The organism is Pseudonocardia sp. ICBG162 (assembly GCF_020496225.1).
In the GTDB taxonomy this organism is placed as follows: domain Bacteria; phylum Actinomycetota; class Actinomycetes; order Mycobacteriales; family Pseudonocardiaceae; genus Pseudonocardia; species Pseudonocardia alni.
The window spans coordinates 1,482,394-1,503,749 of record NZ_JAHLJD010000013.1 but is presented as its reverse complement, the minus strand read 5'-3'; the positions used below and the strand labels follow the sequence as shown (position 1 = coordinate 1,503,749).

The 21,356-nt window shown below is 76.0% G+C and carries 23 protein-coding genes; 16 read left to right on the top strand and 7 right to left on the bottom strand.

Annotated elements, in window-relative coordinates; genetic code table 11:
• Positions 1-4 precede the first annotated feature (4 nt).
• Entirely contained in the window at positions 5-565 is a 561-nt protein-coding gene (locus KPL60_RS10075; protein ID WP_226365632.1) for a type II toxin-antitoxin system PemK/MazF family toxin, read from the top strand.
• Between the two features lie 128 nt (positions 566-693).
• Positions 694-2,322 carry an ABC-F family ATP-binding cassette domain-containing protein gene (locus tag KPL60_RS10070; protein WP_226365631.1) on the top strand — a complete coding sequence of 543 codons (1,629 nt, stop codon included), beginning with the start codon at positions 694-696 and terminating at the stop codon, positions 2,320-2,322.
• A 2-nt stretch (positions 2,323-2,324) separates the two neighbouring features.
• Here KPL60_RS10070 and KPL60_RS10065 read toward each other — a convergent pair whose 3' ends face one another.
• The gene (locus tag KPL60_RS10065) at positions 2,325-2,996 is read right to left on the bottom strand and encodes an LON peptidase substrate-binding domain-containing protein (RefSeq protein ID WP_226356707.1); all 672 of its coding nucleotides are present in this window, start codon (positions 2,994-2,996) and stop codon (positions 2,325-2,327) included.
• Positions 2,997-3,009: 13 nt separating this feature from the next.
• Positions 3,010-3,720, bottom strand: coding sequence for an NUDIX domain-containing protein (locus tag KPL60_RS10060; RefSeq protein WP_374203846.1), 711 nt, complete (start codon positions 3,718-3,720; stop codon positions 3,010-3,012).
• Between the two features lie 166 nt (positions 3,721-3,886).
• On the opposite strand from KPL60_RS10060, the gene nadA reads away from it, so the two are divergent.
• The 3 genes from nadA to nadC are packed head-to-tail and all read left to right on the top strand — an operon-like array spanning position 3,887 to position 7,367.
• The gene (nadA, locus tag KPL60_RS10055; RefSeq protein ID WP_226356254.1) at positions 3,887-4,885 is read left to right on the top strand and encodes a quinolinate synthase NadA; all 999 of its coding nucleotides are present in this window, start codon (positions 3,887-3,889) and stop codon (positions 4,883-4,885) included.
• An 11-nt stretch (positions 4,886-4,896) separates the two neighbouring features.
• On the top strand, positions 4,897-6,483 hold the full coding sequence (locus KPL60_RS10050) for an L-aspartate oxidase (RefSeq protein WP_226365630.1): 1,587 nt from the start codon (positions 4,897-4,899) through the stop codon (positions 6,481-6,483).
• Positions 6,480-7,367 (top strand): carboxylating nicotinate-nucleotide diphosphorylase, encoded by an 888-nt coding sequence (gene nadC, locus KPL60_RS10045; RefSeq protein ID WP_226365629.1) that lies wholly within the window; start codon positions 6,480-6,482, stop codon positions 7,365-7,367. The genes KPL60_RS10050 and nadC overlap by 4 nt, the downstream gene beginning before the upstream one ends.
• Before the next feature lie 33 nt (positions 7,368-7,400).
• Here the strand turns inward: nadC and KPL60_RS10040 are convergent, their stop codons facing one another.
• Complete coding sequence (locus KPL60_RS10040) at positions 7,401-8,591, bottom strand: DNA glycosylase AlkZ-like family protein (protein ID WP_226365628.1); 1,191 nt, start codon at positions 8,589-8,591, stop codon at positions 7,401-7,403.
• Between the two features lie 171 nt (positions 8,592-8,762).
• On the opposite strand from KPL60_RS10040, the gene KPL60_RS10035 reads away from it, so the two are divergent.
• The 8 genes from KPL60_RS10035 (at position 8,763) to hisH (ending at position 17,021) form a co-directional block, all read left to right on the top strand.
• Entirely contained in the window at positions 8,763-10,241 is a 1,479-nt protein-coding gene (locus KPL60_RS10035; protein ID WP_226365627.1) for a hypothetical protein, read from the top strand.
• A 34-nt stretch (positions 10,242-10,275) separates the two neighbouring features.
• Positions 10,276-11,604 carry a histidinol dehydrogenase gene (gene hisD, locus KPL60_RS10030; RefSeq protein ID WP_226365626.1) on the top strand — a complete coding sequence of 443 codons (1,329 nt, stop codon included), beginning with the start codon at positions 10,276-10,278 and terminating at the stop codon, positions 11,602-11,604.
• Entirely contained in the window at positions 11,601-12,722 is a 1,122-nt protein-coding gene (locus KPL60_RS10025; protein WP_226356260.1) for a histidinol-phosphate transaminase, read from the top strand. The genes hisD and KPL60_RS10025 overlap by 4 nt, the downstream gene beginning before the upstream one ends.
• An 11-nt stretch (positions 12,723-12,733) precedes the next feature.
• Positions 12,734-13,333, top strand: coding sequence for an imidazoleglycerol-phosphate dehydratase HisB (gene hisB / locus KPL60_RS10020; protein WP_226366062.1), 600 nt, complete (start codon positions 12,734-12,736; stop codon positions 13,331-13,333).
• A gap of 36 nt (positions 13,334-13,369) precedes the next feature.
• Positions 13,370-14,422, top strand: coding sequence for an LLM class flavin-dependent oxidoreductase (locus tag KPL60_RS10015; protein WP_226356261.1), 1,053 nt, complete (start codon positions 13,370-13,372; stop codon positions 14,420-14,422).
• Between the two features lie 53 nt (positions 14,423-14,475).
• Positions 14,476-15,282: a helix-turn-helix domain-containing protein gene (locus KPL60_RS10010; RefSeq protein WP_226365625.1), complete on the top strand. Its 807-nt coding sequence runs from the start codon at positions 14,476-14,478 to the stop codon at positions 15,280-15,282.
• Between the two features lie 189 nt (positions 15,283-15,471).
• Positions 15,472-16,251, top strand: coding sequence for an SDR family oxidoreductase (locus KPL60_RS10005; protein ID WP_226365624.1), 780 nt, complete (start codon positions 15,472-15,474; stop codon positions 16,249-16,251).
• 134 nt (positions 16,252-16,385) lie between these two features.
• Positions 16,386-17,021 (top strand): imidazole glycerol phosphate synthase subunit HisH, encoded by a 636-nt coding sequence (gene hisH, locus KPL60_RS10000; RefSeq protein WP_226365623.1) that lies wholly within the window; start codon positions 16,386-16,388, stop codon positions 17,019-17,021.
• On the opposite strand, the gene KPL60_RS09995 is transcribed toward hisH, so the two are convergent.
• Genes KPL60_RS09995 through KPL60_RS09985 form a run of 3 tightly spaced genes read right to left on the bottom strand, consistent with a single transcriptional unit; the run spans position 17,011 to position 18,990 of the window.
• A complete protein-coding gene (locus KPL60_RS09995; protein ID WP_226356271.1) occupies positions 17,011-17,715 on the bottom strand; it encodes a hypothetical protein in 705 nt (234 codons plus the stop codon). The two genes, hisH and KPL60_RS09995, sit on opposite strands and share 11 nt — an antisense overlap.
• A gap of 55 nt (positions 17,716-17,770) precedes the next feature.
• Positions 17,771-18,232, bottom strand: coding sequence for an SDR family oxidoreductase (locus KPL60_RS09990; RefSeq protein ID WP_226365622.1), 462 nt, complete (start codon positions 18,230-18,232; stop codon positions 17,771-17,773).
• Positions 18,160-18,990 carry a DNA-formamidopyrimidine glycosylase family protein gene (locus tag KPL60_RS09985; RefSeq protein WP_226365621.1) on the bottom strand — a complete coding sequence of 277 codons (831 nt, stop codon included), beginning with the start codon at positions 18,988-18,990 and terminating at the stop codon, positions 18,160-18,162. Before KPL60_RS09985 ends, KPL60_RS09990 begins: the two co-directional genes overlap by 73 nt.
• Positions 18,991-19,027: 37 nt before the next feature.
• On the opposite strand from KPL60_RS09985, the gene priA reads away from it, so the two are divergent.
• Genes priA through hisI form a run of 3 tightly spaced genes read left to right on the top strand, consistent with a single transcriptional unit; the run spans position 19,028 to position 20,930 of the window.
• Positions 19,028-19,777, top strand: coding sequence for a bifunctional 1-(5-phosphoribosyl)-5-((5-phosphoribosylamino)methylideneamino)imidazole-4-carboxamide isomerase/phosphoribosylanthranilate isomerase PriA (gene priA / locus KPL60_RS09980; protein ID WP_226365620.1), 750 nt, complete (start codon positions 19,028-19,030; stop codon positions 19,775-19,777).
• A complete protein-coding gene (hisF, locus tag KPL60_RS09975) occupies positions 19,777-20,550 on the top strand; it encodes an imidazole glycerol phosphate synthase subunit HisF (protein WP_226356275.1) in 774 nt (257 codons plus the stop codon). Before priA ends, hisF begins: the two co-directional genes overlap by 1 nt.
• Positions 20,547-20,930 carry a phosphoribosyl-AMP cyclohydrolase gene (gene hisI, locus KPL60_RS09970; protein ID WP_226365619.1) on the top strand — a complete coding sequence of 128 codons (384 nt, stop codon included), beginning with the start codon at positions 20,547-20,549 and terminating at the stop codon, positions 20,928-20,930. The genes hisF and hisI overlap by 4 nt, the downstream gene beginning before the upstream one ends.
• A 36-nt stretch (positions 20,931-20,966) precedes the next feature.
• Here hisI and KPL60_RS09965 read toward each other — a convergent pair whose 3' ends face one another.
• Complete coding sequence (locus KPL60_RS09965) at positions 20,967-21,356, bottom strand: hypothetical protein (protein WP_226365618.1); 390 nt, start codon at positions 21,354-21,356, stop codon at positions 20,967-20,969.

Below are 21,356 nucleotides of genomic sequence, written 5' to 3'. Positions count from 1 at the left end.
GGGCATGGCGATCAACTGGGGCTCGGTCCTGCGCAGGGCCGCGGACGTGGCGATGCAGTTCCTGAAGGACTCGCAGAAGGAGTCGCGGCAGACCCCGCAGCAGAGCCCGCGGCAGGGCCAGCAGGGTGGTCACGGCGGGCCGCGACCGGGTCCGCCGCCGACGGCCGGGCGGGTGCGGACCGCGCCGACCGGCGACCGCGCCCGGGAGGTCGCCTACGCCCCCGAGCCCGACGGCGCCGCGGACCCCGGCGAGATCGTCTGGACCTGGGTGCCCTACGAGGAGGACGCGAGCCAGGGCAAGGACCGGCCGCTGCTCGTCGTCGGGCGCTCGGGTGACGAGCTGCTCGGGCTGATGCTGTCCAGCCAGGACAAGCGGGCCCACGACCCGGACTGGGTCGGGATCGGCTCCGGCGCCTGGGACCGCGAGGGCCGCGACTCCTACATCCGGCTCGACCGGGTGCTGGAGGTCGAGGAGCACGGCATCCGCCGGGAGGGTGCGGTGCTGGACCGGGCGCGGTTCGACCGGGTCGCGGACGAGCTGCGGTCGCGCTACGGCTGGCGCTGAAACCCGGGTGCGCCCGTGCGGGCGCACCCGGTAGGGTCGCCGTCATCATGAGGCACTGACGACCCCCTCGACCGCGGACGCGGCACACGCCCCTGCGGTCCTCCCCCGTCTCCACCGGAGTCGTCGTCATGTCATCGACCGAGCAGGTCCACGCCGTCACCGCCCGCGGGCTGGTCCGTTCCCACGCCGCCCGCGCCGGCCGTCCGCCGGTGCTCGACGGCATCGACCTCGTCGCCGCGCCGGGCACCCGGGTCGGCCTGATCGGGGAGAACGGCTCGGGCAAGTCCACGCTGCTGCGGCTGCTCGCCGGCGTCGACACCCCGGACGGCGGGACGCTCACGGTGCCCGCGGACCGGGTGTACCTGCCGCAGGAACCCGACCTGGGCGACGGGGGGACCGTCGGCGACCTGCTCGACGCCGCGCTGCGCCCGCTGCACGACGCCGTCGCCGAGCTGGAGCGCCTGGCCGCCGACCTGGCCGACGGCACCGGTGCCGCCGCCTACGACCGGGTGCTGGCCTGGGCGATCGCCCACGACGCGTGGGACGCCGACCGGCGCGCGGAGGTCACCGCGGGCACGCTCGGCGTCGCCGACCTGGAGCGGGACCGGCCGGTCGCGACCCTGTCCGGGGGTGAGCGCACCCGGCTCGCGATGGCCGCCGCCCTGGTCCGCCGCCCCGCGGTGCTGCTGCTCGACGAACCCACCAACCACCTCGACGACGCCGCCCTGGAGCTGCTGGAACGCTCGCTGGTGGAGCTGCCGGGCGTCGTCGTCGCGGCGAGCCACGACCGCACCTTCCTCGACCGGGTCTGCACCGAGCTGCTCGACCTCGACGCCGGCGAGCTCGGCACCGACGGGTACGGCGGACGCCGGTTCGGCGGCTCGTTCACCGAGTACCTCGACGCCGCCGCGGCGAGCCGCCGCCGCTGGGAGGAGCGCTTCGCCGCGGAGCAGGAGGAGATCGCCGCGCTGCGGGAGAAGTCGCGGGCCGGGCTGTCGACGATCGCCCCCGGGCGCGGCCCGCGCGACAACGACAAGTTCGTCCACGCCTTCAAGGGGGCGGGCGTCGAACGCACCCGGGCCCGCCGCGTCCACGACGCGCAGCGCCGCCTGGAGACCGCCGAGCGCGAGGCGGTCCGCAAGCCGCCCCGGCCGCTGGAGTTCGCCGGGCACCTCACCGGCGACGCCCCGGCCGGCGGGCTCGCCGTGAGCATCCGGGACCTGCGGGTCGACGGCCGGCTGCGGCTCGACCTGCTCGACCTGGCCGTGGGGGAGAAGCTTCTGGTCACCGGCCCGAACGGGGCCGGGAAGTCGACCCTGCTGGCGGTCCTGCACGCCGACCTCGCACCGGACGCGGGCACCGTGGACGTGCGGGCGCGCCGGGTCGGACTGCTGGCCCAGGACCCCGACGTCGGCCCGCCCGACCGCAGCGCCGCGGCCGCCTACGCCGACGCCGTCGGCGTGGAGCGGGCCGAGACCGTCCCGCTGCGCGAGCTGGGGCTGCTGCATCCGCGTGAGCACGGCACCGCGGTCGGGGAGCTCAGCCTCGGCCAGCGACGGCGGCTTGCCCTGGCCGTCGCCGTCGCCGACGCCCCGGACCTGCTGCTGCTCGACGAGCCGACCAACCACGTCTCGCTGCGGCTGGCCGGAGAGCTGGAGGCGGCGCTCGGGACCGCGCCGGGGACCGTCGTCGTCACCTCGCACGACCGGTGGCTGCGCCGGCGCTGGGACGGGCCGCACCTCGCCGTCGGCGGGTGAGCTCAGTTCGGGCTGTGCTCGTCGGGGAACGACCCGAGCGGCGCGGGCACCGCCCGCAGGGTCTCCAGCAGGCCGCGCTCGCGGGCGAGCAGCCTGCGGATCTCCCGGAGCCGCTGCACCGCGCTGGTCTGCTCCAGCAGGAGCTGGCGGTCGCCCAGGGGCAGCAGGCAGTCCCCGGCCAGCAGGTGCGCGAGGTCGGCGGTGGGGGTGTCGTCGGCGGGCTCGGACCAGTCGCCGGTCCGCCACGCGGTGTCGCAGTACTCGCGGTGCGCCGCGCGGGCGGAACGCTCCAGCATCGCCACCAGCCGCGGGTCGGCCTCGTCGCCGGTGTCGTCGGGCAGGAACTCGACCTCGCCGCAGAGGTAGGAGTGCGAGCCCGCGTCGAGGTCGAGCAGGCGGAAGCGGCGGGCCCCGCGGGTGACGACGTCGTAGCGGCCGTCGGGCAGCCGGCGGGCGTCGATGAGTACCGCCGTGCAGCCGACGGCGTGCATCCCGGCGGCCCCGGAGCGGTCCGGCGAATGGCCCTCGCGCACCGCGACGACACCGAACTCGCGGTCGGGGACGGCACCGGTGAGCAGGTCGACGGTGAGCTGGCGGTAGCGGGGCTCGAAGATGTGGAGGGGAAGCGCCGCACCCGGCATCAGCACCGTCCCCAACGGGAACAGCGGAAGCATGGCGGACACCGGCTCACGGTAGTACGCCGTCGCGGGGCCCGCCGGGTCGCGCAGGTGGCCGGAGCACGGCGAACGCGTCGGTGACCCGCATCCCGCGGTCGGTGAACCGGAACACCGCGGCCGGGCGGCCGCCGGAACGGCCCGACGGGACGACCTCCCCGGTGGGCTCCAGCAGGCCGCGACGGGTGAGGACGCGTTGCAGGTTCGTCGCCGACACCTCGTGGCCCAGCGCGGCGACGTAGTGCTCGCGCAGCGCCGAGATCGTGAACTCCGCGGGGGCGAGCGCGAACCCGAGGTTGGTGTAGGAGAGCTTGGCGCGCAGGCGGTCCCGCGCCGCCGCGACGATCGCGGCGTGGTCGAACGCGGTCGCGGGCAGGTCCTCGACCTCGTGCCACGCGGTGTCCTCGGGCAGCTCCGGGTCCGCGTCGGAGGGGACCAGGCCGAGGAACGCGGTGGCGATGCGGCGCTTGCCGGGTGAACGGGCCGGGTCGGAGAACACCGACAGCTGCTCGACGTGGGCGACCTCGCGGACGTCGACCTTCTCGGCCAGCTGGCGGCGCACGGAGGTCTCGACGTCCTCGTCGGGGCCCAGGGTGCCGCCGGGCAGTGCCCAGCGTCCGGCGTCCGGGTCCAGGGCGCGCTGCCAGAGCAGGGCGCCCGCCCGGCCCTCCCGGATCCTGAGCACGACGGCGAGGACCTCGTGCAGGGCGGGTGGCGGTGTCACGGGCCCAGCCTAGGGCGGACCGGCCGCGGCACCGGGACGTGACGGCGGGGTGTCCGTCAGGTGAGGTCCCGGTCACGACGGAGGTGCCGGTGGCGCACGACCGGTGCTACTATCCGACCAGTTTCCGCCCGCTAGGCGAAAACCCGACACGGCCCGGGAGGGCGCAATGACCGGAACGCTGACGGCACCCGGCGGCACGGGGACCGACCCCGGCTGGGCCGACGAGGTGCGTGCGCTGGCCCGCGAGCGGGACGCGGTCCTGCTGGCGCACAACTACCAGCTGCCCGAGATCCAGGACGTCGCCGACCACGTGGGGGACTCGCTCGCGCTGTCCCGGATCGCGGCCGAGTCGCAGGCGTCGACGATCGTGTTCTGCGGCGTGCACTTCATGGCCGAGACCGCCAAGATCCTCAGCCCGGACAAGACCGTGCTGATCCCCGACGCGCGGGCCGGCTGCTCGCTGGCCGACTCGATCACCGCCGACCAGCTGCGGGAGTGGAAGGCCGAGCACCCGGGCGCCGTCGTCGTCTCCTACGTCAACACCACCGCCGCGGTGAAGGCGGAGACCGACATCTGCTGCACCTCCTCCAACGCCGTCGAGGTCGTCGACTCGATCCCGCGCGACCGCGAGGTGCTGTTCCTGCCCGACCAGTTCCTCGGCGCGCACGTCCGGCGCACCCTGGAGCGGGAGAACATGCACGTCTGGGCCGGGGAGTGCCACGTGCACGCCGGCATCAACGGCAAGCAGCTCACCGACCGGGCCGCGGCCCACCCCGGCGCCGACCTGTTCGTGCACCCCGAGTGCGGCTGCGCGACCTCCGCGCTCTACCTGGCGGGCACCGGCGCGGTGCCCGCCGAGCAGGTCAGGATCCTCTCCACCGGCGGCATGATCGACGCCGCCCGCGCCACCGGCGCGACGGAGGTGCTCGTCGCGACCGAGGTCGGGATGCTGCACCAGCTGCGCCTGGCCGCCCCGGAGATCGAGTTCCGCGCGGTGAACGAGAACGCGTCCTGCCCCTACATGAAGATGATCACCGCCGAGGCGCTGCTGCGGTCGGTCCGCGAGGGCACCGACGAGGTCCACGTCGACCCCGACCTCGCCGCGCGCGGCCGCGCCGCCGTGCAGCGGATGATCGAGATCGGTCAGCCCGGAGGCGGGGAGTGACGGCGCGGGGGGTGAGCTGGGAGGCCGGCGCCGACCTGGTCGTCGTCGGGTCCGGGGTGGCCGGGTTGACCGCCGCGCTCGACGCGGCCGCGGCCGGGCTGCGCGTCGTGGTCGTCACCAAGGACGGCATCGGCGAGGGCTCCACCCGCTGGGCGCAGGGCGGGGTGGCCGTCGTGCTCGGCGACATCGCCGGGGACACGCTCGACTCCCACGTCGCCGACACCGTCGCCGCGGGCGGCGGGCTGAACGACGTCGCCGCGGTCGGGACGATCGTGCGCGCCGGGCCGGACGCGGTGCGCAGGCTGCGCGAACGCGGTGCGCTGTTCGACGCCCGCGGCAGCCGGCTGGACCGCACGCGCGAGGGCGGCCACTCGGCGTACCGGGTGGTCCACGCCGGGGGCGACGCGACCGGCGCGGAGATCGAGCGCGCCCTGGTCGCCGCCACCCGCTCGGCGCAGCTCACCGTGCTCGACGGGCACGTCGCCGCCGACGTGCTGCGCGACGCAGGCCGGGTCGCCGGCCTCACGGTGCTCGACGCCCACGGCCGCGCCGGGGTGCTGTCCGCGCCCGCGGTGCTGCTCGCGACCGGCGGCTACGGCCAGCTCTACGCCTCCACCACCAACCCGGGCACCTCCACCGGCGACGGCGTCGCGCTCGCCCTGCGCGCCGGTGCGGTCGCCGCGGACCTGGAGTTCGTGCAGTTCCACCCGACCGTGCTGTGGACCGGCCCCGGCAGCGGCACCGCCGGGCGTCGCCCGCTGGTGACCGAGGCCGTCCGCGGTGAGGGCGCGGTCCTGCGCGACCGGGCCGGCACCGCGTTCATGGCCGGGGTCCACCCGCGGGCCGACCTCGCCCCGCGCGACGTCGTCGCCGCGGCGATCACCCGCCGGATGGCCGAGACCGGCAGCGAGTGCGCCTGGCTCGACGCCACCGCGCTCGACGGGTTCGCCGCACGGTTCCCGACCGTGTACGCGTCCTGCCGGGCCGCCGGGATCGACCCGCTGACCGAGCCGATCCCGGTGACCCCCGCCGCGCACTACGCCTGCGGCGGCGTCGTCACCGACACGTCCGGCCGGACCGGGGTGCCCGGCCTCTACGCCGCGGGCGAGGTCGCCCGGACGGGGCTGCACGGGGCGAACCGGCTGGCGTCGAACTCGCTGCTGGAGGGGCTGGTCGTGGGGGAGCGGGTGGTCCGCGCGGTGCTCGCCGACGCCGGTCCGACCGGGGTGCCGACCCCGGCCGCGACGGTCCCGGCGCTGCCGGTGGCCGACCGCACCGTGGTGCAGCGGGCCATGTCGGTGAGCGCCGGGATCGGCCGCGACGCCGCCGGGCTCGCCGGGGCGTCGGACGCGATCGAGGCCGTCACCGCCACCGCGGTCCCGGCCGGCCGCGCCGGAGTCGAGGACGCCGCGCTCACCCTGATCGCCCAGGCCGTGCTGGCCGCGGCCGGCACCCGCCGGGAGACCCGCGGCTGCCACGTGCGCACCGACTTCCCGGACCGCGACGACACGTACCAGCGCTCGTCGCTGCGGGTGCGGGTCGACGCCACGGGACGGCCGGTCGTCGTGGCCGGCGAGGCGCTGGCGGGTGTCGCATGAGCGCCGTCGCCGCCGGGGTCGGCGGGGTCACCGAGGTCGGTGTCCCCGACCCCGACGACCTGCTGCGCGTCGTGCGCACCGCGCTGGAGGAGGACCTGCGCTACGGCCCGGACGCGACGACGGCGGCGACCGTGCCCGCCGGGGCCGTGGCGACCGCGTCGTTCACCCCGCGGGCCGACGGGGTGCTCGCCGGGCTCCCGGCCGCCCGCGCCGTGCTCGACGAGGTGCTGGGCGCGGGCGGCTACACGGTGCTCGCCGGGGCCGCCGACGGTGACCGGCTCACCGCCGGGACCCCGGCGCTCACGGTGCGGGCCCCGGTCCGCGGGCTGCTCACCGCCGAGCGCACGGCGCTGAACCTGCTCACGCACCTGTCCGGGATCGCGACGGCCACCCGCGCCTGGGTGGACGCCGTCGACGGCACCGGGGCCCGGATCCGGGACACCCGCAAGTCGCTGCCGGGACTGCGGTTGCTGGAGAAGTACGCCGTGCGGTGCGGCGGCGGGGTGAACCACCGGCTCGGGCTCGGCGACGCGGTGCTGATCAAGGACAACCACGTCGCGGCGGCCGGGTCGGTGTCCGCGGCGCTGGCCGCGGCCCGCGCGCTCGCCCCGGACCTGCCGTGCGAGGTGGAGGTCGACTCGCTCGACCAGCTCGACGAGGTCCTGGAGCTCGCCGCCGAGCTGGTGCTGCTGGACAACTTCACCGTCGCGGAGACGGCCGAGGCGGTGCGGCGGCGCGGGGACCGGGCGACGCTGCTGGAGTCCTCCGGCGGGCTGGCCCTGGGCAGCGCCCGGGACTACGCGGCCACCGGCGTCGACTTCCTCGCCGTCGGCGGGCTGACCCACTCGGTCACCGCGCTGGACCTGGGGCTCGACCTGGAGTGAGCCCTGCCGGACGGCACCCCGGGAGGGGTGCCGTCAGGCGAGCAGCCGGGGCTGGGCGGGGGCGGGGAAGCGGGCGGAGACCCGGGCGTCGCCCAGGAGCTCGCGCAGCCGTCGCGCGGCGGCCGCCACCTCCGCCCGCGCCCGGGCCGCGACCGGCGTGAGCAGCAGGGTCGCGATCTCGCCGTCCGGGCGCTGCGCCCAGATCCCGACGATGCGACCGTCCACCCAGACCGCCGCGCCGCCGTTGCCGTTGCGGTCGAACAGCTCCGGTGCCACCTCGGCGGGCAGGTACCAGTCGCGGGCCTTCCAGCCCATCGTCGACGGGTCGAGGCACGGCAGCAGCGCCACCGACGGCCCGGGATCGGGGACCGGGTCGAGGTCGTCGGGGAGCAGGAACCCGGTGCCCCCGCCGTCGAGGGTCACCTCGACCGCGCCGACGTCGGCCAGCGCCGTGGTGGTGGTGGCGACGGTCCAGCCCGCCCACCACTTCAGGTCGTCGCGGCGGACCGGCCCGAACGCCCGCAGCTGGGCGCGGGCCAGCCCGGCCGCGGCGGCGCGACGGGTGCCGCCGTCCGGGCCGGGCGCGGGGCCGATCCCGCCGGGGACCCAGTCGTCGGCGGCGGCCCAGTGGTACTGACCGTTGACCCACGTCCCGATCGGCCGGGTCCGCAGCACCCGGCCCTCGAACCCGAGCACCAGCAGCACCCGGGTGTGGGCGGGCTGCGGGCCCCCGCCGGGCAGGACGAGCCGCTGCGCGGCGAGGTCGGGCAGTGCGCGGGCGACGTCGCGGGCGGCGGTCGGGCCCCGCTCGGCGAGCACCTCCAGGACCCGGTCGGCGGCCTCTGCGTACCAGGCCTCGGGGTCGGCGTGGCCGGCCGCGGCGGCCTGACGCAGCAGGTCACGGCGCTGGACGGCGGCGACGTCGACAGTGGCGGCGTGGTGGGCGAGCGCGGCGTGGGCGTGGCCGAACACCCAGAGCGTGCGGCGCATCGCGTGGTGGCGCAGCAGGGTGCGGTCGGTGTGCAGCGCGGTGTCGACCGGGTCGAGCGACGGGGCCGCCATCCGCGCGGCCGCCGACAGGTACACCGTGCCCGGGTCGGTGGAGTGCAGCGCGACCAGGTCGTCGCTGATCGCGACGACGTCGTCGGTGCGGGTGTGCGGGGCCAGCCGGTGGCGGGTCACCAGCCGGGCGCGGCGCTCGTCGTCGGTCACGTGCCGGGTCACGCGCGCAGACTGTCACGTCCGGCCGGACCGCCACCTCACCCGGCGGAGTGACGTGTCCGCGTCCGGGGCACCGCGCCCACCTGCCATTCTCGGTCCGTGCTCGCCGCGGTCCGCCCGGGACGGTCGGCTCCGGAGCCCCACCCGTGGGAGACGCGCCGGGGCCGCCACCGCGTGCCCGCGCCACCCGCGCCGCGCTGGTCCGCCGCGGTGCTGCCCGCCGCGGCCGCCCTGCTCGCGGCGGCCGCGTTCGCCCTGGTCCGCGGGGCCCTGATCGACGACGCCTACATCACCCTCGCCTACGTCCGCACTCTGGCGCTGCACGGGGAATGGGGTGTCTCGCCCGGCCTCCCCGCGAACACCGCGACCTCCCCGCTGAACGTGCTGCTGCTGGCGGCGGTGACGCTCGTCGTCCGCGACGCCGTGCTCGCCGCCGGGATCGTGCTCGCCGGGCTGATGGCGCTGCTCACCCACTGGACCGCGACGACCGCCCGGTCGCTCGGGCTGCCCGGCTGGACGGCCGCGCTCCCGGCGCCGCTGCTGCTGGCGAACCCGCTGCTGCTGTCCACCGTGGGGCTCGAGACGTACCTGGCGGTCACCCTGCTCGCCGGGCTCGCGCACGCCGCGGTCACCGGCCGGGCGCGCACCGCGGGCGTACTGTGTGCACTGCTCGTGCTCACCCGGCCGGACATGGTCGTCGTCGCCGTCCTCGCGGCCGTCGGGGTCCCGGCACTGCGCCGGCGGTGGCGGGCGGTCGGCGCGGCGGCGTTCCTGGTCGCCGCGCCCTGGTACCTGTTCTCGTGGGTCGTGCTGGGCTCGTTCGTGCCGGACACGCTGCTGTGGAAGGTCGGCGACAGCTGGGGCCGCGACCACGTCACGTTCGCGAACGGCCTGACGGTCTACGCCAGGGTGTTCCCGGTGGCGACGGTGCTCGCGCTGCTCCCGGCCGTCGCCGGGGTGGTGGGCGGCCTCGCCTGGGTGGCGGTGCGACGCCGGGGCCGGGCGGCGGTGACGGTCCTGGGGCTGGGCGCGGCGGTGCACGCGGCGGCGTTCGTCGTGATCGGGACGGCGCCCTACCACTGGTACTACGGCCCCGCGGCCGGTGCGCTGACCGTGCTGGCCGCGTGGTCGGCCGGGGCGCTCGTCCGGCCCGTCCGGCGCGGGGTTCCGGTGCCGCGGGCGGTCGCGACCCTGTCCGTGGCGACGTCGACGCTGCTCACCGCCGTGCTGGCCGTCCTCGCGGTGTCGTCCACCGCGTCCGACGTCGGGCACGGGGTGCCGTGGCGGCTCGCGCCGATCTCGACCAACCACGCCACCGCCGCCGAGTACGCGCGGGTCGCGGCCGGGCTGCACGGGACCGTGGTCAGCGCGGGGGAGCTGGGCGCGCTGGCGTACTTCTGCGACGAGCGCTGCACGATCGACGACCCGCTGTCCGAACGCGCCCCGATGCTCACCCGGATCGCGGCCCGCCGTGCCGGGGCGGGCCCGGTCGCCTCGGTGCTCTACGACGTCAACTACCTGTTCCTGCGGCCCGCCCCGTACGAGCGGGGGACCACCCGGCTGGTGCACCGGCGCGGGCACCACCCGGACGGCGTCGACGTCGGGACGCCGTGGGCGGGTGCGGGGAACCTGGTCGTGGTCCCGGTGGGCTGAGGGGCCGTCGGGGCACCGCCGTACCCTGGGAGCCATGCTCCGCCGCCTCGACCTGCGAGCCGAACCGCTGCCCCGTCCGGCCACCCTGCGCGGCATGATGCCGCGCGCCGAGCTGGACATCGACGCCGCTCTGGAGCGTGCCCGCCCGCTGGTGGAGGACGTGCGCGACCGCGGCGCCGCCGCCGCGCTGGACGCCACCGAGCGCTTCGACCGGGTCCGCCCGGAGACCGTGCGCGTCCCGACCGAGGCGATCTCCGGTGCCCTGCGCGACCTCGACCCGGACGTGCGCGCGGCCCTGGAGACCTCGATCGAGCGCGCCCGGATCGTGCACGCCGAGCAGCGCAGGCCCGACGTGGTCATCCAGGTCGTCCCCGGCGGCACCGTCACCGAGCGGTTCGTCCCGGTCCGCCGGGTCGGGCTCTACGCCCCGGGCGGGCTGGCGGTCTACCCGTCGAGCGTGGTCATGAACGTGGTCCCGGCGCAGGCGGCGGGCGTGGAGTCGTTGGTCGTCGCCTCCCCGGCGCAGGCGGAGTTCGGCGGACGCCCGCACCCGACGATCCTGGCGGCGGCCGCGCTGCTCGGCGTCGACGAGGTGTGGGCCGTCGGCGGCGCCCAGTGCGTCGCCCTGCTGGCCTACGGCGGCACCGACACCGACGGCGCCGAGCTGGAGCCGGTCGACATGGTCACCGGCCCCGGCAACGTCTACGTCACCGCCGCCAAGCGGATGCTGCGCGGCCTGGTCGGGATCGACGCCGAGGCCGGCACCACCGAGATCGCGATCCTCGCCGACGACACCGCGGACGCCGCGCACGTCGCCGCGGACCTCATCTCGCAGGCCGAGCACGACCCGAACGCCGCATCGGTGCTGGTCACGACCTCCGACGCGCTGGTGGAGCGGGTCGAGGCCGAGCTGGAGACCCGGGTCGGCGCGACCAAGCACACCGAGCGGGTGCGCACCGCGCTGACCGGGCCGCAGTCCGGGGTCATCCTGGTGTCCTCGACCGCCGACGGGGTCGCCGTCGTCGACGCCTACGCCGCCGAGCACCTGGAGATCCAGACCGCCGACTCCGCGGGCGACGCGGCGAAGGTCCGCAACGCCGGCGCGATCTTCGTCGGGTCCTGGTCGCCGGTGTCGCTGGGCGACTACTGCGCCGGGTCGAACCACGTGCTCCCGACCGGTGGCTGCGCGCGGCACTCCGGCGGGCTGTCGACGGCGACGTTCCTGCGCGGCATCCACGTCGTCGACTACGGCCGCGTGGCGCTGGCCGAGGTCGCCGACCGGGTCGTGACCCTGGCGAACGCCGAGGACCTGCCCGCCCACGGCGAGGCCGTGACCGCCCGGTTCGAGGGGGCCGGGGCGTGACCGCCGGTTCGTCGGTCCGGCTCGCGGACCTGCCGCTGCGCGAGGACCTGCGCGGCAAGAGCCCGTACGGCGCACCGCAGCTCGACGTCGCGGTGCGGCTCAACACCAACGAGAACCCGTACCCGCCGCCGCCCGAGCTGGTCGCCGACGTCGCCGCCTCGGTGGAGGAGGCGGCCCGTGAGCTGCACCGGTACCCCGACCGCGACCTCGTCGCGCTGCGGGGCGACCTCGCCGCCTACCTGTCCCGGCAGACCGGGGTCGAGCTGACCACGGCGAACCTGTGGGCCGCGAACGGGTCCAACGAGATCCTCCAGCAGATCCTGCAGACCTTCGGCGGGCCCGGCCGGACCGCGCTCGGCTTCGTGCCCAGCTACTCGATGCACCCGATCCTCGCCTCCGGCACGCAGACCGAGTTCGTCCCGGTGCCGCGCCGGGAGGACTTCACCCTCGACGTCGACGCGGCCGTCGCCGTCCTGGGTGAGAAGGCCCCGGACATCACGTTCGTGACCAGCCCGAACAACCCGACGGGGCAGTCGGTCGCCCCGGCCGACCTGGCCCGGCTGGTCGACGCCGCCCCCGGCATGGTCGTCGTCGACGAGGCCTACGCCGAGTTCGCCGAGGCCACCGGCCGCCCGAGCGCCACGACCCTGCTGGCGACGCACGGCCACAAGCTCGTGGTGTCGCGGACGATGAGCAAGGCGTTCGCCTTCGCCGGCGGCCGGCTGGGCTACCTCGCCGCCGCGCCCGCGGTGATCGACGCACTGCAGCTCGTGCGGCTGCCGTACCACCTGTCGGTTCTCTCGCAGGCCGCCGCGCGGGCCGCGCTCCGCCACGCCGAGGCCACCCTCGGCTCGGTGGCGCTGCTCGCCGCCGAGCGGGACCGGATCTCCGGCGAGCTCGCCGCCGCCGGCTACGACGTCGTCGCCTCCGACGCCAACTTCATCCTCTTCGGACGCTTCGCCGACGCCGGCCGCGCCTGGAAGGGGTTCCTCGACCAGGGCGTGCTGATCCGCGACGTCGGCATCCCCGAGCGGCTGCGGGTCACCGTGGGCACGCCGGAGGAGAACGACGCCTTCCTCGCCGCCGCCACCGACCTCGCCACCAAGGAGCTGCTGTGACGACCGACAAGGTGAGCCGCATCGGACGCGTCGAACGCGTCACCAAGGAGACGCGCATCGTCGTCGAGATCGACCTCGACGGCACCGGGCGCACCGACATCGCCACCAAGGTCCCGTTCTTCGACCACATGCTCGACGCGTTCGGCAAGCACGGCAGCTTCGACCTGTCCGTGCACGCCGAGGGCGACATCGAGATCGACTCCCACCACACCGTGGAGGACGTCGCGATCGTGCTGGGTCAGGCGATCCGCCAGGCGCTGGGGGACAAGAAGGGCATCCGCCGCTTCGGCGACGCCTGGATCCCGATGGACGAGGCCCTCGCCCAGGCCGTCGTCGACGTCTCCGGCCGGCCCTACACCGTGTGCACCGGCGAGCCGGAGATGATGCGCGGCTTCGTCGTCGGCGGGCACTACCCGACCGTGCTGAACAAGCACGTGTTCGAGTCCCTGGCCTTCCACGGGCACCTCGCCCTGCACGTCCGGGTGCTCGACGGCCGCGACCCGCACCACATCACCGAGGCCGAGTTCAAGGCCGTCGCCCGGGCGCTGCGGGCCGCGACCGAGCCCGACCAGCGGGTGACCGGGGTGCCGTCCACCAAGGGCGCCCTCTGAGGGAATGTTGAGCCCTCAACTTCTGTTGGACAGGGCATGACGAAGATCGGGTTCCTGTCGTTCGGGCACCACGGGGAGGTCCCCGGGTCCCGGACCCCCACCGCCGCCGACGCGCTGCGCCAGACCGTGGAGCTGGCGCGCGCCGCGGAGGACATCGGCATCGACGGTGCCTTCGTGCGCGTGCACCACTTCGAGCGCCAGCTGGCCGCCCCGTTCCCGCTGCTCGCGGCGATCGCGGCGACCACCAGCCGGATCGAGATGGGCACCGGCGTGATCGACATGCGCTACGAGAACCCGCTCTACATGGCCGAGGAGGCCGCCGCGACCGACCTGCTCTCCGGCGGGCGGCTGCAGCTCGGCGTGAGCCGGGGGTCGCCCGAGATCGCGCTGAACGGCGCCGAGGCCTTCGGGTACCGGCCCGCCGACGGGCAGACCCACGCCGACGCCGCCCGCGCCAAGGCCGAGGTGTTCCTCGCCGCGATCCGCGGTGCCGGGGTGGCGCCCGCCGACCCGTCCCGCACCCGCGGGCGGCACGTCGCGCTGCCGGTGCAGCCGCAGTCCCCGGGCCTCGGCGACCGCATCTGGTGGGGCGCGGGCACCCGGGCCACCGCCGAGTGGGCCGCGACCCAGGGCATGAACCTGCAGAGCTCGACGCTGCTCACCGAGGACACCGGCGAGTCGTTCGACCGGCTGCAGGCCGAGCAGATCCTGCGCTACCGCGAGGCCTGGGCCGCCGCCGGGCACGAGCGCACCCCGCTGGTGTCGGTGTCGCGCAGCGTCATCCCGGTCACGACCGACCTCGACCGCCGCTACTTCGGGGAGCGCGGCGAGGACGACCAGGTCGGGATCCTCGACGGCGCCCGGTCCCGGTTCGGCCGCAGCTACGTCGGCGACCCGGACCGGATCGCCGCCGAGCTCGCCGAGGACGTCGCCGTGCGGGAGGCGGACTACGTGCTGTTCACCGTGCCCAACCAGCTCGGTGTGGAGTACAACGCGCACCTGCTGCGCTCGATCGCCGAGCGGGTCGCCCCGGCGATCGGCTGGGCGCCGGCCGGTCACCAGGTCGCGGCGGCGGTCACCGGCAGCTGAGGCGGGCCGGGCACCGGGGCGGGCCGGGGGCGCGGGCGTCCTAGGGTGGGTCCGTGGCCGGACCCACTGCGCTGAGCACCTACCTGCAGGCGCGGCGGGCGCTCGTCGCCCCCGCCGAGGTCGGGCTGCCCGGCACCGGCCCCCGGCGCACCCCGGGGCTCCGCCGCGAGGAGGTGGCGACGCTGGCAGGCATCAGCGTCGACTACTACGTGCGGCTGCAGAAGGGGCGCGACACCAACCCGTCGGCCCAGGTCCTCACCGCGCTCGCCCGCGTCCTGCAGCTCGACGCCGCGGCCACGGCCCACCTGCACGGGCTCGTCCGGCCGGGGGAGCCGGACACCTCCGGCCCGGCCGGGGAGGAGGTTCCCGAGGGCAGCCGGCTGCTGCTCGACGCCGTCGGCCTCCCCGTGTTCGTCAAGAGCCGCGCCTTCGACGTGCTCGCCGCCAACGCGGCGGCCGGGGCGCTCTCCCCGGCGATCCGCCCCGGCGCCAACCGGCTCCGCTCGATGTTCCTCGACGACGCCGAGCGCGCACTGCACCCGGACTGGGACCGCGACGCCGCGACGATGGTGGCCGAGTTCCGGGCGTCGCTCGGTCCCGACCTGACGACCCCCGCCGTCGCCGCCCTGGTCGAGGAGCTGTCGGCGGCGAGCGCGACGTTCCGCGAGGTCTGGCGACGCCACGACGTCGACCTGCTCACCGGCGCCGTCGTGCGCTGGGAGCACCCACGGGCCGGGGCCCTGGCGCTGCGCCGGGTCAACTACCCGGTCCCGGGCACCCGGGGCCAGGTACTGGTCGTGTACTTCGCCGCACCCGGCGGCGACGACGCCGACCGCCTCGCCGACCTCACCCCCGGCTGATCGCGGGTCCGCGCGGAGATCCGTCCCTCGCGCGCGTCCGGACGCACGCGGACCGCGGATCTGCACGCGCACCGCGGATCACCGGGTGGGGGGCCCTGCGAGGACCCCGAACGACGGGGCCTGTGCACCCGCCCCCGGCCGGGCCAGGCTGGTGGGGTCAGCACCGACCCTCCCGGAGGAACGACACCCGTGAGCCCCCTCGCCCTCGTCACCGGCGCCACCTCCGGCATCGGCCGGGCCTTCGCCGAGCGCCTCGCCGCCGACGGGTACGACCTGATCGTCGTCGGACGTGACACCGCGCGCCTCGCCACGTTCGCCGCCGGGCACCCCGGCCACGACGTCGAGACCGTCACCGCGGACCTGTCCACCGACGCCGGCATCGACCGGGTCGCCGGCCTCGCCGCCGAGCGGCCCCTGGACCTGCTGGTCAACAACGCCGGCGTCGCCCACTACATGCCGCTCGCCGACCTGTCCGCGGCCCGGGCCCGGGAGCTGCTCGGCGTCAAGGTGATCGCCCCGACGATGATCTCCCGCGCCGCGGTCGGCCCGATGGTCGCCCGCGGGGGCGGCGCCGTCGTCAACGTCGCCGGCATGATCGCCTTCAGCGGTCCCGCGCCCGCCGCGGCCGGGCCGCCGCGCGCGGTCTACGGGGGCGCGCTGGCCCACCTCGTGGCCTTCTCCCAGCTGCTGGCCACCGAGGTCGCCGACGCCGGTGTCCGCGTCCAGGTCCTGTGCCCCGGTGTGGTGGCCACCGAGTTCCACACCCGTCAGGGCCTGGACCTGAGCGCCGTCCCGCGGATGAGCCCCGAGGACGTCGTCACCGCCGGTCTGCGGGGGCTCGAGCTCGGCGAGGTGGTGTGCGCCCCGGGTGTCGAGGACGCGGGACTGCTCCGGTCCGCGGCCGAGGCGGGGCTCGCCGCGTTCGCCGGACAGAGCACGGAACTGGCGACGCGCTACCGCATGGTCTGACCCCGCACCCGTCGGCATGATCATCAGTACCTCGGCGCTGCCACCGCCGGCCCGAGCAGCGACCGGGTACTGTTGATCACTGCGCCGCCCCCGGGCCGCGGGGAGCCGCGCAGGGTGGCGACTACGCTGGTCGCGTGGCACGCATCGTCGTCCTCGACTACGGCTCCGGGAACCTGCGCTCCGCCGAGCGCGCCCTCGAACGCGTCGGCGCGGACGTCACCGTGACGTCCGACTTCGACGCGGCGACCGAGGCCGACGGTCTCGTCGTCCCCGGGGTGGGCGCCTTCGCGGCGTGCATGCAGGGCCTGCACGCCGTCCGTGGCCCGCAGATCATCGGGCGTCGCCTCGCCGGCGGCCGCCCGGTCCTCGGGATCTGCGTCGGCATGCAGGTCATGTTCGAGCGCGGCGTCGAGTTCGACGAGAACACCGAGGGCTGCGGCGAGTGGCCCGGCACGGTCGAGCGGATCCAGGCCGACGTGCTGCCGCACATGGGTTGGAACACCGTCCGGACCCCGCAGGACAGCACCCTGTTCGCCGGGCTCGACGCCGACACCCGCTTCTACTTCGTGCACTCGTTCGGCGTCCGGCGCTGGACCCTGGAGCCCTCGCACGCGATCGCCCCGCCGAAGGTCACCTGGACCCACCACGGCGAGGACGTCGTCGCCGCGGTGGAGAACGGGCCGCTGTCGGCGACCCAGTTCCATCCGGAGAAGTCCGGCGACGCCGGCGCCGCGGTCCTGGAGAACTGGCTGCGGTCGGTCAAGGGCTGACACCGACCACGACGCCGCCGCCGTCGAGCCGGGCTTCCAGCTCGCCGATGCGGCCGTCGCGGCCGATGCAGGTGACCACGACGGCGGGACCGCTGCCGAGGTCGGCGACGAGCAGGCGGGTGGTCTCCGCTGCGGGCACACCGACGGTGCCGGGGGCCCGTGCGACCACCTCCGCGACCGGTCCCGGCGCGAGGTCGTCGAGGTCGACGGTGCGCTGTGCCGGGTCCCGGGCGAGCGGTCGGTCGGTCGTGACCACGCCCAACCCGTCGTCGGAGTCCCAGACGTAGGTGCGGGTGCGGGTGGGCCGGCCGGGGTCGGCCGTCTGCACGGTTATCCGGTCCGCGCCGTACACCGCGACCCGGTCGACGACCGTGCTCCCGGTCGCGCGGCGGACGTCGTCGACGAGGCGGGTCAGCCCCTCCTCCGTGCGGAGGTCGGTGGCCGGCGCGGAAACGGCGGGAGCCGGGTCGCGGACCGGCCCGAAGTCGATCTGCTGGGCCTGGACGTGCAGCCAGACCCGTCCGACGACGAGGATCACCGCAAGAGAGATCAGCCTGCCGAGCCACGAGGCCGGTCCGTACCGTCGCCTCCGGTACTCGGCGATCTCGCGCCGGTCCGGGGCCGACGGCAGGAACGGCGGTCCGACACGAGGCGCGGTCCGGTCGGCGCGCGTACGGGCACGGAGGAAGGGCATGGCGGGGAGTGTGGCCGTGCTCGCGCGCCGCCACGGCCGTTCCGCGGAACGCACCTCAGCCCAGCGCGTACTCCCCGGAGCGCAGGTCGAAGGTCACCGTCCGCCGGTCCGAGCGCAGCGCCTCGAGCACCTGCCTGACGAGCGTCGCGACGTCGGAGCCCGCGGCGATCCCCGACGGCACCGTCCCGGCGACGGCACGGTCGGCGAGCCCGGTCTCGATGTGCGGCGGCCGCACGTCGAGCACCCGCACGCCCTGCTTGCGCACGCCACCGCGGGTCGCGGTCAGCCACGCCGACAGCGCCGCCTTCGACGCCGAGTACGCCGCCATCCCCGGCGTCGGCACGTCGGCCAGGATCGCCGAGATCATCGCGAGCGTGCCGCCGGAGTCGGTGAGATGCGGGAGCGCGGCCCGGCCGATCGCCATCGGGGCCTGCGCGTTGACGGTCAGCAGGTGCTCGGTGACGACGTCGTTCTCCGACTCCTCCCCGAACCCGGCCACCCCGATCGCGACGAGCACCAGGTCTCGCGGCCGTGCGGGGTGCGCTCCGGCGGCGTGAACGCCACCGCGGTGCCGCAGCGCAGACAGGGTCGCCGGTAGCGGCCGTGGACGAAGTGCCGCGGCCGGACCCGCCCGGTGGTGTTCTGCGCGGGGTTGCGCACGACGGCGTCGCGCAGCAGCGCGCGGCCGTGCCCGAGGAGCGCGCCGGGGTCGTCGACCGCGGAGCACGCCCGCCACGGCGAGACCCGCTCCAGGAACAGCAGCTCCTGGGCCCACATGTTCCCCAGCCCGGCGACGACGCGCTGGTCCAGCAGCGCCGCCAGCACCGCCCGGCCGGGGTCGGCGCGCAGCCGGGCGAGGGCCGCGTCGCCGTCGAAGGTGCCGCCGAGCAGATCCGGGCCCAGGTGCCCGACGACGGTGTGCTCGTCGCGGGTCGGGAGCACCGCCAGCACCGGCAGCCCGATCCCGGCCACGGTGCGGCCGTCGACGAGGTGCAGCGCGATCCGCAGGTCGGCCGCGACGGCACGGGGGAGCCGCCTCCCGGGCCGCAGCACCGACCACCGCCCGGACATCCGCAGGTGCGAGTGCACTGTCCAGCCGCCCGCGGTGCGGGCCAGCAGGTGCTTGCCGCGCGGCACCCAGCCGGTGATCTCCTGCCCGGCGAGGTCGGCGCCGGCGAAGCGGGGGTGGCGCACGTCCGAGCGTGCGACCACCGCGCCCGCGGTGGCCGCGTCCAGCCGCGCCGCGAGCCGGAAGATGCTGTCCCCCTCGGCCACCCCCGGAGGCTACGAGCGGCGCGGATACGCTGGCGCGGTGAGCTTCACGTTGCTTCCCGCGGTGGACGTCGTCGACGGGCAGGCCGTCCGGCTGGTGCAGGGCGAGGCCGGCACCGAGACCGGCTACGGCTCGCCCCTGGAGGCGGCCCTGAACTGGCAGTCCGGCGGCGCCGAGTGGGTCCACCTGGTGGACCTCGACGCCGCGTTCGGGCGCGGCTCGAACGCCGAGTTGCTGGCCGAGGTCGTCGGCCGCCTGGACCTGCGGGTCGAGCTGTCCGGCGGGATCCGCGACGACGAGTCCCTCGACCGTGCGCTCTCGACCGGCGCGGCCCGGCTCAACCTGGGCACCGCCGCGCTCGAGCAGCCCGAGTGGTGCCGCAAGGTCCTCGCCGAGCACGGCGAGAAGATCGCGATCGGCCTCGACGTCAAGATGATCGACGGCAGGCGCCGGGTCGCCGGGCGCGGCTGGACCTCCGACGGCGGCGACCTCTGGGAGGTCCTCGCCCGCCTCGACGCCGACGGCGCCACCCGCTACATCGTCACCGACGTCTCCAAGGACGGGACCCTGCAGGGCCCGAACGTCGAGCTGCTCACCGAGGTCGCGAAGGCCACCACCGCCCCGGTGATCGCGTCCGGCGGGATCTCCGAGGTCGCCGACCTGGTGCGGCTGGCCGAGGTCGCCGCGACCGGGGTGAACATCGAGGGGTCGATCATCGGCAAGGCGCTCTACGCGGGCCGGTTCACCCTGCCCGAGGCGATCGAGGCCGTCGGCGCGGTGAGCGCCTGATGGGCGTCGCGGTCCGCGTCATCCCCTGCCTGGACGTCGACGCCGGGCGCGTGGTGAAGGGCGTCAACTTCAAGGAGCTCCGCGACGCGGGCGACCCGGTCGAGATGGCGCGGGTCTACGACGCCGAGGGCGCCGACGAGCTGACCTTCCTCGACGTCACCGCGTCGTCGTCGGAGCGCGGCACCATGATCGACGTGGTGCGCCGCACCGCCGAGCAGGTGTTCATCCCGCTGACCGTCGGCGGCGGCATCCGCACCCCCGACGACGTCGACCGGATGCTCCGCGCGGGCGCGGACAAGGTGTCGGTGAACACCGCCGCCATCGCCCGGCCCACGCTGCTGCACGAGATGTCACGGCGCTTCGGCAGCCAGTGCATCGTGCTCTCGGTCGACGCCCGCCGCGTCCCCGAGGGGGAGCAGCCGCAGCCGTCGGGCTGGGAGGTCACCACGCACGGCGGGCGCCGCTCCGCCGGGATCGACGCCGTCGAGTGGGCGCAGCGCGGCCAGGAGCTCGGCGTGGGGGAGATCCTGCTCAACTCGATGGACGCCGACGGCACCCGCGCCGGGTTCGACCTGGAGATGCTGACCGCGGTCCGGAAGGTCGTCGACGTCCCGGTGATCGCCTCCGGCGGTGCCGGCGCGGTCGAGCACTTCGGCCCGGCCGTGCGCGCCGGGGCGGACGCGGTGCTCGCCGCCAGCGTGTTCCACTTCGGACAGCTCCGCATCGGCGAGGTCAAGGACGCGCTGCGGGGCGAGGGGGTCGAGATCCGATGACCGCGCAGAGCGTGCGCCTGTCCGCGGCCGAGTCCGCGCTGGACCCGGCGGTCGCGGCCCGGCTCAAGCGCGACGCCGACGGCCTGGTCTGCGCCGTCGTCCAGTCCCGCGCCGGTGAGGTGCTGATGGTCGGCTGGATGGACGACGAGGCGCTGCACCGCACCCTGACCACCGGCCGGGGGACCTACTGGTCGCGGTCGCGGCAGGAGTACTGGGTCAAGGGCGGCACGTCGGGGCACGTGCAGCACGTGCACGAGGTCCGGCTGGACTGCGACGGCGACGCGGCGCTCGTCGTCGTCGACCAGGAGGGGCCGGCCTGCCACACCGGGACCCGGACCTGCTTCGACACCGACGTCCTGCTGGTCAGGGACGGAGAATGAACACCGACGTCCTGCCGGCCGGGGACCGACTCCGGCTCAGCTCCCGAGTGCGCCGAACAGCCCGGCGAGCTGGCCGGTGTCGACGTACTCCTCGATCCGGGTGACCAGCCCGTCGTCGCCGACGTGCACGGCGAGCGCGGCCGGCGCCCGGAACGCGGTGCCGTCGGGCAGCGTCCCCGCGACGACGTAGCGCGCCCACGAGATCCCGCCGGTCACCGGCTGGGCGCGGACGTCACGGAACCCGAAGTCGGGGACCGCCGCGCGGATCGCCCGCACGCTGTCCATCGTGTCCGGCACCGTCGGCGCCTCGACCTCGTCGAAGGAGTGCCAGGTGACGGCGCCGGCGGCGAACAGCCCGTCGCCCGGGTCGACGGCGTCGAGGGCCGCGACCACCCGTCCGGCGTGCGTCCTGTCGGTCGTGGTCAT